This window comes from Streptomyces sp. NPDC054757 (assembly GCF_053612185.1).
In genome coordinates this window covers 1-12,622 of the sequence record NZ_JBSHBW010000010.1, presented here as the reverse complement: position 1 = coordinate 12,622, position 12,622 = coordinate 1, and the positions used below count along the sequence as shown (strand labels likewise).

Genomic DNA, 12,622 nt, shown 5'->3' with positions numbered 1-12,622 from the left:
ATCGGAGAGGTGGTGGGGTGGGCTCGGGACGTGGCCGGCGGAGTGCGGGCGGGCGCCGGTCAGGCCCGCAGGGTGGCGCCGCCGTCGACGTACAGGTCGTGCATCGTGATGTGACGGGCGCGGTCGGAGACGAGGAACGCGACGGCGTCGGCGATGTCGGACGGGTCGGCGATCCGGCCGAGCGGGATACCGGTGCGGTAGGTCAGCGGGTCGCCGTCGATGACCCGCTGCGGTGCCCCGGGGTCCGTCCACAGCTGCCGCTGCATATCGGTCAGGGTCGAGCCGGGCGAGACGATGTTGCAGCGCACACCGCTCGGTGCGAGTTCCAGGCCCAGGCACTTGGTGAACATGACCGCGGCCGCCTTGGACGCCGCGTACGCGGCCATGCCGCTGCGGGGTACTCCGGCCGCGTTCGACCCGACGGTGACGATGCTGCCCGAGCCGCGTGCCTCCATCACGCGGGCGGCGGCCCGTGCGAGGTGGAAGACGCCCGTGGTGTTGACGGCGAAGGTCGCCGCCCAGTCGGCGTCGCCGAGTTCGACGACGGGCGCGGGACGCAGGATCCCGGCCACGCTGACCGCGATGGCGAGGGGGCCTTCGGTCCGCTCGGTCCGTGCCACCAGCTCGTCCACCTCGGCCGCGTCGGTGACGTCGGCCCGGTGCGCGGTCACCTGCCCGGGGTACTCCGCCGCGAGCCGGCCGATGCCGTCGGAGTCCTTGTCGGCCGCCACGACCACCGCGCCCTGTCCCACGAGCGCCCGGACGACCGCCTCACCGATGCCCCGGCCCGCGCCCGTCACCACGGCGACACGGCCGGCGAGTTCCGGCGCGCCGGACGGACCGGCCGCCGGGCTGGGGCGGGTGTGCTGGGCGGGGTGCGAAGACATATCGGTGATCTCCGTGTCGATGTGCTCGGACGTATGGGCTCGGGACGCTGATCCGTGCGGGCGGCGGGAGTTCGTGCGACCCGGCCCACTCGAATGGGGCTTAGGTTAGGCTAACCTTAAATTGATTGCACAGCGGGCCTGCTGTTTCTCCGGAAGGAGGCCGGGTCGCTCGCCTTCGGCCGCAGCCGTGCCTGGAGGTGTCGACAGACTCACACTTGCGAGGCTTTTGGTTGATGGAACGAGCATGCGACAGCCGATATACGGAAAGCCCTTCGCAGATGCAGTATGGGGGAGACGGATTTCCCGGCAGGTGCGGAGGCGAAGACGGTGGCTGGTGGCGTGGACGGTTTCACGGTTGCCCGCGGCTCTGACGGCGGCGCCGGTGACGTCGGCTACGGCGGTGTCCGCACCGGCCGCGTGGCACTCAGGCGCCCCGATCCCCGTATCGCCCAGGTCATCGCGGACGCCCTGGGCGGCGCCCGCAGAGTCGTCAACGTGGGGGCGGGGGCGGGTTCGTACGAGTCCGCCGCACCGGCCGTGACCGCGGTCGAGCCGTCGGAGTCGATGCGGGCCCGGCGCTCGACCGGCCTGCCCCGCGCCGTGGACGCGGTCGCCGAGAACCTGCCCTTCGCGGACGGGGAGTTCGACGGGGCGATGACCCTCTTCAGCGTGCACCAGTGGTCCGACGTCGGCGGGGGGCTGCGGGAGATGCGCCGGGTGACCCGCGGCCCGGTCACGGTACTGACCTGTGACCCGGACCGCGTACGGGACTTCTGGCTGTACGAGTACGCCCCCGAGGTCCTCGACACCGAGGCCCGCCGCTACCCCGCGATCGGGATGATGGCCCGCGCCCTCGGCGGCACGGTCAGCGTACGGGCCGTACCGATCCCGCTGGACTGCACGGACGGCTTCAACGAGGCCTACTACGGGCGCCCCGAGATGCTGCTCGACCCCGCCGCCCGGCAGGCGTGCTCGGCGTGGAGCTTCGTGGACGACGGGGTACGCGAGCGGTTCACCGGCCGGCTCCGCGCGGATCTGGACTCCGGGGTGTGGGACGCACGCTTCGGCCACCTGCGCGGCAGGCCGCAGTACGAAGGGTCGCTCGTCCTCGTACGGGCGACACCCCACGGGGCCCGGGGAACGGAGGGACTGCACCATGGCGCTGCCTGACCGGATGGACGAGCAACTGCGTGCCCTCGGCCTGGAGGAGGCGCAGCGCAAGGCCGTGGCCCTCTTCGCGGAGGTCGAGGCGCGCGGCCTGGTGGCACCGGGCGCCGGTGAGCGGGAGGTCAGTGACCGTATCCGTGACCTCGCGAACGAGATGTTCGGGACGACGAAGCACTGGCACAAGCGGATCGTCCGCTCCGGGCCGCACACGCTGTACCCGTACCGGGAGAACCCGCCGGACCGGGTGATCCGCGAGGACGACATCGCGTTCGCCGACTTCGGGCCGGTCTTCGAGGAGTACGAGGCGGACTTCGGGCGCACCTTCGTCCTCGGTGGCGACCCGCACAAGCGGCGGCTGCGCGACGATCTGGCAGAGGTGTTCGCGGCGGGCCGGGAGGCGTTCCGGGCGGACCCCGGCATCACCGGGCAGCAGCTCCACGCGGAGGTCGGCCGGCTGGCCGCAGGCGCGGGCTGGACGCTGGGCGGCTGGCACGCGGGCCATCTCGTCGGTGAGTTCCCGCACGAGACGATCGACGGCGCGAGGACCGAGTCGTACATCACGCCGGAGAACGACACCCCGCTCCGCCGTACCGACCGGGCCGGGTGGCACTGTCACTGGATCCTGGAGGTCCATCTGGTCGACGAGGAGAACGGCTTCGGCGGTTTCTACGAGCAGCTTCTCGACCTCGCCTGATCCGGCTCCCGGCGGGCGGGAGCCGGCCCCGGCGATCACCGCGCCACCTGGCCGTCCGGGCAACGGAGTTGATGTGCGAAGCTGTCGGCGACCGTCCACCGGCGGGGAGCCGGGGCGGTGGCCGAGAGGGGCAGCAGCGTGAGACAGGACGGCTTCCGTGCCGAGGCGATCGACACCAGCAGGCCGCATCCCGCGCGGATCTACGACTACCTGCTTGGCGGCAAGGACCACTACCCGGTCGACCAGCAGGCCGCCGAGGAACTCGCCGCCGCGGCGCCCGAGGTACGGATCGGCGTACGGGCCAACCGGGCCTTCCTGCGGCGCGCCGTGCGGCACGTGGTCTCCAGCGGTGTCCGGCAGATTCTCGACGTCGGCACCGGACTGCCCACCTCTCCGAACGTGCACGAGACCGCCGGGGAAGTGGCGCCCGGCGTACGCATCGCCTACGTCGACAACGACCCCATCGTGAACGCCCACGCCAACGCGCTGCTCAGCGGCTCCGGTGCGACCAGCGTCGTCCTCGCCGACCTGCGCGACCCCGGAGCCCTCCTGGACCACCCGGACATCCGCCGGGTCATCGACTTCGGCGAGCCGGTCGCCGTGCTCCTCATCGCCGTCCTGCACTTCCTCACGGACGCCGAGAAGCCCGAGCAGGTCGTGGCGACGCTGCGCGACGCGCTGGCCCCCGGCAGCTTCCTGGTCCTGTCGCACGCCACGAGCGACTTCGCCGACCGGAGTGCGGCGCAGGCCGTCTACCACAAGGCCACCGCCACCCTGAACCTGCGCTCGCACGCCGAGGTGGAACGGTTCTTCGACGGTTTCGAACTTGTCGAACCCGGCCTGGCCCAGGTGCCGTTCTGGCGCCCCGACACTCCGCCGCCCGCACGCTCCGGCGAGATCGGCTTCTACGGAGGGGTGGCACGCAAGACCGGGTGATCGGCGCCCCGGCAGCTGCGTGGCTGCCGGGGGCCGCTGCGGGCGGACCCGCGTACCGCCTCCCGGTTTCCGGCTCATGGCTACCGCTCGCCGGTCAGCACCGCGGGAGACGTCGCGTCAGGGATGAGCAGGCGGGGAGCGCCGCTGCCGTCGGCCGGGACCGACCACACGTCCCAGCCGCCGCCCGAGCCGCGTGCCCGCCCGTACATCACCGTGTGCCCGTCGAGCCAGGCCGCCTGGTCGTCGATGCTGTGGACCTCGGCGAGGGGCGTCTCCCGCATCGTCGCCAGATCCAGGACGTACAGCCGCCAGGGGCGGTTGGCGCTGGCGTTGACGCGTTTCTTGAACACGATGCGGGTGCCGTCCGGGGAGAGCGAGGGGCATTCGGCGTTGGTGCGCAGGGTGCGTGCCGTCCACTTCCGGTAGTCGCCCCTGACCAGGTAGGTGCGGCCCCCGGTGCGTACCGTCGCGTAGAAGGTGTTGTCGTCGGCGGCGAAGGTGACGCCCCAGTAGTTCACGTCCGCCGCGTGGTACGGCCTGCCCCCGAGCGTGAGCGGGATCCGCTCGATGTTGCTGCGGAGCCTGCCCGTCCTGGTGTCCAGGACCGAGGTACGGGTCGAGAAGTCGTCCCTGAGGTAGGAGTCGCCCTGGACGAAGGTCGTCCAGGAGAGCATCGCGCCACTGGCGGATACCCGGGCACGGTTGGGGAAGCCCGCGGCCTTGATCCGGCGGGTCGGGTGCATGGCGCGGTCGAGCACGCCGACGTAGGTGGCGGGCACCGGCCCCTTGCGCTGCAGACAGATACCGGTGCCGCGGGCGGCGTAGAGACGGTCGCACCGCACCGCTCCGACGGTCCGCGCGGCGCCGGGGGCGGCGGCCGACACGGTCGCGGCACGGCCGAACCCGGCCCCGGGCGCGGTGTCGCGGAACAGGATCCGGCCCGGCCGGTCCAGCCGGATACGGCCGGCGGGGCCGGCGGCGGCCCCGTCCCGCGCGTGCATGACGTAGCCGGTGGCGGCGGTGGCCAGGACCAGGGCGGTCACCACCAGGATCAGCGTTCTGGCCCCGGTGCCCATCCGTGAGCAGCTTCGGGGGTTGTCCCAGGTGCTCATACGGCGCTGCCCTCCGCACGGAGGGGGAGGATCCAGAGCGCGGCGAGGATCGCCGTGAACAGCGCGGCGAGCGCCACCGCGAGTGCGGTGTGCAGCCCCCACAGGGTCCAGGCGGCGCCGAACAGCACCGATGAGGCCAGCATCGCGACGGACTGGCCCGTCTGGATCAGGGCCATGCCGCTGGCCCGCAGTTCCACCGGGAGCAGCGGCCCCACGGCGGCCATCAGGACCCCGTCGGTCGCCGCGTAGAACAGGCCGTGCAGAACGAGCGTCACGATCAGCAGAGCGGCTCCGCCGAGCGGACCGAAGAGAAGCAGATACGCCCCGAGCAGCGCCCCGTACCCGCCGACGAACACCCGCAGCCGCCCGAGCCGGTCGGCGAGCTGCCCGAACGGGACCGCCAGCAGCAGATAGGTGGCGGTGGTGCCCAGTGGCAGCAGCGGGAAGTACGCGACGGCGATGTCCAGCCGCTCCTGGAGCAGCAGATAGACGAACGAATCGCTGAGCGCCACCGTGCCGAGCAGGGCCGCGCCGACGCAGACCCGGCGGAAGCGTGGCAGCAGAAGGAGGCGCAGGGCGGCGCGCAGGGTCGCGCCCCGCGGGCCGGCCTGCGCCTCCCGCCGGTCACGGACCGTCAGGGCCAGCACCGCGACCGCGAAAGCCGCGATGCAGAAACTCGCCACGAACACGGTGTCGTACCGGTCAGGGTCCGCCAGGAGCAGCGCGAAGGCGACCAGGGGACCGAGAAACGCGCCGGTGGTGTCCAGTGCGCGGTGGATACCGAACGAACGCCCCAGCGTCCCGGGTGTGCTGCTCAGGGAGATCAGCGCGTCCCTCGGCCCGGTGCGCAGCCCCTTGCCCGTACGGTCGGCTGCGATCACCACACCCAGGGCGGGCACCGACGCACCTGCGGCGAACAGGCCCAGTTTGCAGAGGGCGGAGAGGGCGTAGCCGCTGCCCGCCACGAGTTTGCGGCGCTGCCAGCGATCCGCCGCGTGGCCCCCGGCGAGACGTACGACGGCGGTGATCCCGAAGTACATGCCGTTGAGGGCGCCGAACTGGAGCGGGCTCAGACCGAGGGTGTAGATGACATACATCGGCAGGACCGCGGTGATCATCTCCGACGAGATGTCGGTGATCAGACTGACCGACCCCAGGGCCACCACATTGGGCGCCACGGCAGCCCGCGCCCGTAAGGACCTTGACGGTGCGTCGGCCGGTGGACCCCCCGCCGACGGCGCGCCGGACGGCGGCGCGTCCCGGTCGGTGCCGGGCGCCGGGGTGGACCGGCTCGATGAGACGTACATGGCTGCCCTCCCTGCTGGCCTCTGCTGAACTGCGCTGTTGCGTCTGTTGCGTCTGCTGGGTTGCCGGCCCGCCGGGCCGGTCCGCTGTGGGGCCGGCCCGGCGGGCGGCGGCATCACCGCGTGATCGTGTACGGGTCCCCGTACGTCTTCCAGGACAGCGGCGGGGTCAGACCGAGGTTTCCGGCGGCGAGGAACACCCGCTGCTCCGTGTCGACCCGGCTGGTGTCGTCATAACCGGTCCCGGTGCGCATCGCGGCCTTGCGGGCATCGAGGAAGGCGTGGAGATAGGTCCTCTCGTCGCCGCCCTGTGCGGGGGGCCTGGCATGTTTCATGGCCATGGCGCGGATCCCGCCGAAGCCGGCCGGGTCCGTTCCGGGGCCGTGCATGACCATCGCGTCGTAGTACATGAACTGCCCCAGGGCGTGCAGCCCGTCCTGCTTCGCCCGGTCCACGGACGGGGTGAAGTACACCCGGTCCCGCTCGTCGTTCTGGGCGCGCTGGAACACCGGGTCCGCCGCGGCCGTGTGCCAGGCTGAGACGAATCCGGCGCCCAGCCCCGCGTGCGAGTCGCCGCCGTCCGCCGTGCGCAGCGCGGGCAGATACGCGGCCAGCGGGTTGTGCGGCTCGCGCTCCGTGTACAGCTGGACCAGGTCGCGCATGGCACCGGTACCGGAGGAGAACCCCACGATCCCGCCCGTGTAGCCGCGTCCGTCCCCGATGTCCCCGACATAGGTGTACTGCGCTTTCCAGTCGAGTGAGGAGTTCTCCGCGCTGGAGACCAGCTCCATCGCGGCCTCCTTCTTGTGCGGGTCCGTCAGATCGGCTGCGGTGCTGGTGTTCTCGCCCTTCCGCGTTCCGGCCGCCCGGCCTGTCGGGACCGCTGCGGGGTCCGCGCCGTACACCTCGAATCCGTACAGCGAGTACCCGTACGAGGTCCCGCGCTTCGTCCCGTACATCCGCACATACCGGCCGTGGCCGCTCAGCGTGAGGTCATCGGTTCCGCCGTCGCCGCTGGTGGTGGAGGAGACCGTCTTCCAGGCGGTGCCGTCGTCGGAGGTCTGGATGGTGTACGCCTTGCCGTACGCGTCCTCCCACTCCAGCCGGACGCGGCCGATATCGGTGGAGGCGCCGAGATCCACCGATATCCACTGCGGGTCGGAGCCTTCCTTGCTGGCCCACCGGGTGGTGGCGCTGCCGTCCACGGCCTTGTCGCCGCTCAGTGAACTGCTCTCCACCGACGAGGTCTTGACCGGCCGTTTCAGTGCGAGGTCGGTGCCGCCCTGCGGGGGTGTGACGCCGGTGTCCCAGATGTCGGTGACGGGCTTCGCCGACGCGGCCTTCTCCAGAGGAGGCAGCCCGTACATGTCCTCCAGTGTGCGGAGCAGCGAGTAGTGGTCGTAGCGGGCCTTCGACTTGGTGCCCGGCTTCACATGGTCGCCGACGATCATGGTGGCGATCTGGTTGTCCGAGTCGTCGCCGTCGTCCTCGTCCCAGGTCAGCATCAGGGCGCTGTTGTGGGTTCTGGCCCACTGGACATAGCCGTCGAGGTTCTTCTTGAGCCAGCTGTCGCCCTGTTTGACGCTGCCGTCGTGCATGTCGTTGTCCAGGTTGGGCGTCACGAAGGACACCGTGGGCAACTTGCCGTAGTCCGAGGGGAACCGGTCGAATCCGAGGTTGGACGAGGCCGGGGTGTTGGCGAAGTCCACCCATCCGTTGTGCTTGCGGGCGTATCCGCTGTCGCCGTCGTCGCCGCAGTCCTTCGAACCGGCCGCCGGCAGGTCCTCGGAGTACCCGGTGAAGGTGTGCCCGCCGCCGATCAGCTGGTGGCCCAGATTGTCGGCACTGAAGTCGTGAGGGCAGTCGTCGTCGGCCACCCCGTGTGTGGAACCGGAGTAGAGCGCCACGTAGTTGCCCTGGCTGGGGTGCGTCGTGCCGTGGAAGTCGGAGAACGAAGCACCCTGCTTGGCAAGGGAGTTGATGTACGGGGCGTCCTTGCTCCCCACGATGTCGTCGTAGAACTTGTTCTCCTCCATGAGGACCACGACATGGTCGTACCGCGGGATCCCGGACGCGGTGGTCGTCAGCGCTTCCGGCGGGGGAGGGGCGGTCTGCGCCGATGCGGCGGATCCGGCCATTCCGAGCAGCCCGAGCGCCACAGCCGATCCGGCCGCGACGAGGGCCCGCCGGGCGCGCCGGGCCCCGGCCGGCAGCCATACGGACGGAGGCCGTCCGGCCCGGGTCCGCCCGATGGGAGTCCGTCCGGTGCGGCCGTGTGACGGAACGGACGGTACGGAAGGATCGTGGGTGCGGCGTGCGCGCAGGGGAGGGTAGGGAGGCGTCATACGGATCTCCTTGACGGACGGACGGACGGATGGACGGTCGCCGTCGGTTCGGCAGACGGTGGGGGTGCCTTGGGGGAGTGCCTGAGAACGTGCCTGAGGAGGTGGCTGAGAACGTGCCCTGGGGAGTGGCTGAGGGGGCGCCTGAGGAGGTGGCCGGGGAATGTCCTGAACGCCGGCGGAGATCCGGACGCGTCCGGGCATGCCGCAGGTGTCAGCGGTGCCGTGGTACTGCGGCGAGCGGGCGCCGCGGTGAGCGCGAGCGGCATCGGGCCGCGGGCAGCCGGGACAGAATCAACTGAGCGCGTCGGGTTCTGAACTTCCGCGCCAGGCTGCTGACGGAGATTCCTACTCGTCGGCGATACGGCCTGTCAACCGTTCCGCCGGGGTGGCCGAGCCGGTTCCGCACCCTTGACTGAGCATCGACAGAGCGGTCAGAATTCAAACCGTCAGGAAAGTTAACTAACAGTTGCCGAAGCGGGGTTCGCGATGACCGTGCGAATGCTCCCCCATCCTGCTCGCGCGGCTGACCGGGCGGGGCCCGTCCCTGGTCGGCAACCGCCATCCGGCGGACGTGGCGCACCCGTGCGGAGGGCGTTGCCCTCCGACAGCGGCCGACACCCGGCCTGCCGTGAATCGTGTGCTTAACGTGCCGGCATGAGTCGCACCAGCCTTCTCTCCGTGTCCGCCTGTGCCATGTGCCCGGCCGCCGCCCCCACCGAGCGCGACCGGGCCATGGCCGCGGGCGCCACCCTCGCCGGACCCGGCTACCACGTCGCCCTGCACACACCCAGCGTGCTCACCGCGCCCGTGGACTACCACCCGACCGCCCTGCTCATCGGGGCGGGGGCCGGCCGGCACGGCCTCATCCCCGGTGCGCGGCGCTCGCCCGGCACGCCGGAGGCCCACCACGCCGCCGTCGTCAACGACGCGCACACCTGGCGGGCGCCCGAGTATCTCCGCATCTCCGGCGAGCGGTGCACGTACCGGCCATGGGGCTCGGCCCCGTCGGCCGGCCTCGACCCGGCCGGCGCGCCGTTCCGCGCCGCCGTGCCACTGCCCGGGGCGGATCCGGACCAACTCCGGTCCGCCGCCCACGCGCCCCATCCCCGTCCCGGGCCCGTCACGGAGGGCCGGGCGGGCCGGGCCGTCCTCTGTTACGCGGCAGGCGGTGCGCTGCTGCTGGTGATCGCCGGGGTGCTGGTCCGTAGGCGGGCGCACCACTGATCCGGCCCGCCGGGGGCGTGCGCCCTGCCGGGCGGGGTAGGCGGCTCCTCAGCGACCGCATCCCCCGAGAACCGGGGCGGTCAGGAGACCGAAAGCAGGAGGATCATGGGAGTTCCCAAGACGGCCGTGCTGGTGCTCGACTGTTCCGAGCAGGCCGAACTGGCCGATTTCTACGCTCAGTTGCTCGACGCCGAGACACGCGTGGGCGCTGACCCCGATGTCATGGAGGTCATCGGGAACGACGGCGTTCACCTGGCGGTCCGCAGGGACCACGGCTACGCCCCGCCGAGCTGGCCGCGGCCCGACGACGCCTCACAGGCCCACCTGAGGATCCTGGTGTCCCACGGCGACATGGACGAGGCCGAGCGCGAGGCGATCGGTCTCGGAGCGCGGCCCCTCGACACCAAGGACAACGGGGGCCGCCACGACGTCCGGCTGTACTCCGACCCCGCCGGGCACTCGTTCGCGCTGGTCGTCTCCGCCCAGCCCGTCCGCTGAACGCCCCTGGCACCCTCAGCCCTGGGCCTGACCTTCCCCGACTCGGTGCGCGGCAGGTCGTCCACGAACTCCAGGAACCGTACGAGCCTCTCTGCCGGAAGACGTTCCCGCAGATGTGCGAAGAGCGCATCGGCGGTGGCCCGGCTGGCGTTCCAGCCGGCCGAGAGCACCACGTACGCCTTGGGTACCAGCGCCTCGCCCTCGGCCACCGGCACCACGGAGAGTTCGCCGACGGCGGGGTGCAGTACGAGCACATGTTCCAGTTCGAGGGGCGCGATCCGCACCCCGTCCGGACCCTCGAACATGTCCTTGCGCCGCCCGAGGTAGACCAGGGACCCGTCATCGTCCCACCGGGCGATGTCGCCGGTCCGGTAGAGGCCGCCCGGAGTGTGGCTCGTGGCGTTGTCCTCCGGGTCCAGATAGCCGCTCATCATGCCGACGGGCGCGTTGGCCAGATCCAGGCAGAGTTCCCCTTCCTCAGCCGGCTGGTCGGTGCCCGGCCCGACCACCACCAGCTCGTAGCCCGGCAGCGGATGCCCCATGGACACCGGGTCCGCCGTGGACGAGGCGGTGACCCCGGCCAGGGCGGTGACCTCGGACTGCCCGAACCCGTTACGGACGGTCACCCCGGCCAGGGCGCGGACCTGTCCGACCACATCGCCCATGAGTGGTTCACCGACGCTGACCGCGTGCCTCAGTCCGGGCAGGCCGTCGGGGAGACCAGGCAGGCGCCGGTACCGGAAAGACCTCCACCCTGGCCCTGCTGGCTGCTGCCACTCCTCGCCGCGGGCGTTACCTCGCCTTCAGCAAGGACATCGCCACCGCCGCAACCTCCCGCTTCCCGCGTACCGTCACGTGCAAGACCACCCACGCGCTGGCTTTCGCCGCCACCGGCCACCGCTACCTGCCCCGCCTCAACGGCCCCCGCCAGAACGGCTGGAGAGCCGGCCGGGCCCTGGGCATCACCCAGCCCCTGCGCATCGGGGACCACGACATCACCCCCGCAGCCCTGTCCTAAGCCGCCCTGCACACCGTGACCCGCTTCTGCCATTCCGCAGACCCCGTCATCACCCGCCGCCACATCCCCCACCTGCGCGGCCTCGAAGGACAGGGCTATATCCAACTGGCTGACGCTGTGATGCCTTTCGCACTCAAGGCGTGGGCTGATCTCCAGCACCCTGAACATGGCGCCGTGAGCGCCCTCACCCACCAGGACGACTTCAACTGGGGCGACTTCGCCGTCGCCACCGGCAAGGGCGCCCTCATCGGAGCCGGCGCAGCCTTCCTCGCCCCTGCAGGAGCAGGCGTCGCCGCAGGTCTCGGCCTCGAAGGCGGCGCAGGCCTCGCAACCACCATTGGCGTCGACGCCGCAGTCGGTGCCGGATATAGCTGGGCGGTCAACACGGCCCAATGCCAATCCACTACGCCAGCAGATCTACTACTCGGCGCCGCTAGCGGAGGGCTGGGTTCGCTTGCGGGTCAGGCATGGAGCGGGCTGAAGGGTGGAGTCGCACGCGGAGCTGAACCGACGGTAGGTAAGGGGGTCGGTGCGCCGTATGCCAGGAGCGTTACGCGGATGGGAAGGTCTGACCAATCCACCGTCATCACTGGCCACGGCTACTATGTTCTGGGATCCGGTGATCTCATAGTGCCGCCAGGCACCTGGTTGAAATTCTATGTTGAAGATGGAAAAAGGTTGAAGGATTCCATCGGATACCAGATTGAGACTGGAGGCAAGGTAGGCCCGTATGAGACATTTGGCTCCGGAAAGAGTGTTCCCGACTATACGGTTGGGCCGCCGAAAAACCTTTCCATCAGCTCCCGATCCATCAGTGTCAGAAAGCCGACGCGCCTGAGTGAGATTATTGAAGAAAACATGGGAGCTTGCCATGTCGCGATTTGTAGAGAGCATGTGGATCCAAGGTGACATATTTTGAAGATCTGACTCCATACTCCTATGAGGATAGCGGTGGAGGGGAGGTCTTGAACGTGGGATGGCTGTCCAACACGCAGTCCTACCCTGAAGGCGGCGTACCGGGGCAGTTTTTGATCGCTCTAAAAGAGCATGCGAAGTCGCCGGTTAATGTGCATCGAGGGGTCCATTTCTGCGAGCTGTGCCCCTCCTTCGAAGAGGCGCAAAGAGTCGCATTTAGTGATGACCCTTTCATTGGGAGCGGGGAAATGCGCGTTATGGGAGAGGGGCATATTGTGTATGCTGCGCCGCTCATGATTGTCCACTATGTGGAATCCCATGACTATCTTCCGCCTGCCGATTTTATTCGATCGGTAATGCAAGGCGGCTGATGATGCGCAGGCGGGCAGAGGATTTTGGAAGCTTAGCCTCGATCTTTCGTGATGGTCCGTCGGTTTCTTCGGCGGGCCGTTTCGGTTGTGTGGCTGGTGGCAGGCGGGCTGATGGCCCGGCTGTCGTGTCGGGTGGGCGCCGGGTTCCACT

The 12,622-nt window shown here is 70.2% G+C and carries 11 protein-coding genes and 2 pseudogenes; 8 read left to right on the top strand and 5 right to left on the bottom strand.

From position 1 onward, the window contains the following. Positions 1 to 59: 59 nt before the first annotated feature. Positions 60 to 887: a 2,3-dihydro-2,3-dihydroxybenzoate dehydrogenase gene (locus ACWGKJ_RS14640; RefSeq protein WP_385033013.1), complete on the bottom strand. Its 828-nt coding sequence runs from the start codon at positions 885 to 887 to the stop codon at positions 60 to 62. A gap of 285 nt (positions 888 to 1,172) precedes the next feature. Between ACWGKJ_RS14640 and ACWGKJ_RS14635 the strand changes: the two genes are divergently transcribed. From ACWGKJ_RS14635 to ACWGKJ_RS14625, 3 genes are all read left to right on the top strand, one after another. Continuing rightward, complete coding sequence (locus ACWGKJ_RS14635; protein WP_385033010.1) at positions 1,173 to 2,057, top strand: class I SAM-dependent methyltransferase; 885 nt, start codon at positions 1,173 to 1,175, stop codon at positions 2,055 to 2,057. Then, positions 2,044 to 2,748, top strand: a complete 705-nt coding sequence (locus ACWGKJ_RS14630) for a M24 family metallopeptidase (protein WP_385033007.1) — start codon at positions 2,044 to 2,046, stop codon at positions 2,746 to 2,748. The genes ACWGKJ_RS14635 and ACWGKJ_RS14630 overlap by 14 nt, the downstream gene beginning before the upstream one ends. A gap of 138 nt (positions 2,749 to 2,886) precedes the next feature. Then, positions 2,887 to 3,684: an SAM-dependent methyltransferase gene (locus tag ACWGKJ_RS14625; RefSeq protein ID WP_385033004.1), complete on the top strand. Its 798-nt coding sequence runs from the start codon at positions 2,887 to 2,889 to the stop codon at positions 3,682 to 3,684. A gap of 80 nt (positions 3,685 to 3,764) precedes the next feature. Here ACWGKJ_RS14625 and ACWGKJ_RS14620 read toward each other — a convergent pair whose 3' ends face one another. The 3 genes from ACWGKJ_RS14620 to ACWGKJ_RS14610 all read right to left on the bottom strand — a co-directional run bounded on the left by ACWGKJ_RS14620 (position 3,765) and on the right by ACWGKJ_RS14610 (position 8,445). Continuing rightward, the gene (locus ACWGKJ_RS14620) at positions 3,765 to 4,796 is read right to left on the bottom strand and encodes a TolB family protein (protein WP_385033001.1); all 1,032 of its coding nucleotides are present in this window, start codon (positions 4,794 to 4,796) and stop codon (positions 3,765 to 3,767) included. Beyond that, positions 4,793 to 6,103, bottom strand: a complete 1,311-nt coding sequence (locus ACWGKJ_RS14615) for an MFS transporter (RefSeq protein WP_385032998.1) — start codon at positions 6,101 to 6,103, stop codon at positions 4,793 to 4,795. Before ACWGKJ_RS14615 ends, ACWGKJ_RS14620 begins: the two co-directional genes overlap by 4 nt. 113 nt (positions 6,104 to 6,216) lie before the next feature. Beyond that, positions 6,217 to 8,445, bottom strand: coding sequence for a chitosanase (locus ACWGKJ_RS14610; RefSeq protein ID WP_385032995.1), 2,229 nt, complete (start codon positions 8,443 to 8,445; stop codon positions 6,217 to 6,219). Positions 8,446 to 9,099: 654 nt separating this feature from the next. On the opposite strand from ACWGKJ_RS14610, the gene ACWGKJ_RS14605 reads away from it, so the two are divergent. Together ACWGKJ_RS14605 and ACWGKJ_RS14600 are read left to right on the top strand one after the other, a co-directional pair. Next, positions 9,100 to 9,669, top strand: coding sequence for a hypothetical protein (locus ACWGKJ_RS14605; RefSeq protein ID WP_385032992.1), 570 nt, complete (start codon positions 9,100 to 9,102; stop codon positions 9,667 to 9,669). A gap of 105 nt (positions 9,670 to 9,774) precedes the next feature. Next, complete coding sequence (locus ACWGKJ_RS14600; protein ID WP_385032989.1) at positions 9,775 to 10,167, top strand: VOC family protein; 393 nt, start codon at positions 9,775 to 9,777, stop codon at positions 10,165 to 10,167. Between the two features lie 44 nt (positions 10,168 to 10,211). Here ACWGKJ_RS14600 and ACWGKJ_RS14595 read toward each other — a convergent pair. Further along, a pseudogene (locus tag ACWGKJ_RS14595) lies at positions 10,212 to 10,832 on the bottom strand (AMP-binding enzyme); the annotation flags it as partial. Positions 10,833 to 10,888: 56 nt separating this feature from the next. Between ACWGKJ_RS14595 and ACWGKJ_RS14590 the strand changes: the two are divergent. The 3 genes and pseudogenes from ACWGKJ_RS14590 to ACWGKJ_RS14580 all read left to right on the top strand — a co-directional run. Continuing rightward, positions 10,889 to 11,362 (top strand): annotated as a pseudogene (locus tag ACWGKJ_RS14590) (DNA helicase); the annotation flags it as partial. 381 nt (positions 11,363 to 11,743) lie between these two features. Beyond that, entirely contained in the window at positions 11,744 to 12,094 is a 351-nt protein-coding gene (locus ACWGKJ_RS14585) for a putative adhesin (RefSeq protein WP_385033022.1), read from the top strand. After that, positions 12,091 to 12,471: a DUF7919 family protein gene (locus ACWGKJ_RS14580; protein ID WP_385032986.1), complete on the top strand. Its 381-nt coding sequence runs from the start codon at positions 12,091 to 12,093 to the stop codon at positions 12,469 to 12,471. The genes ACWGKJ_RS14585 and ACWGKJ_RS14580 overlap by 4 nt, the downstream gene beginning before the upstream one ends. Positions 12,472 to 12,622 lie beyond the last annotated feature (151 nt).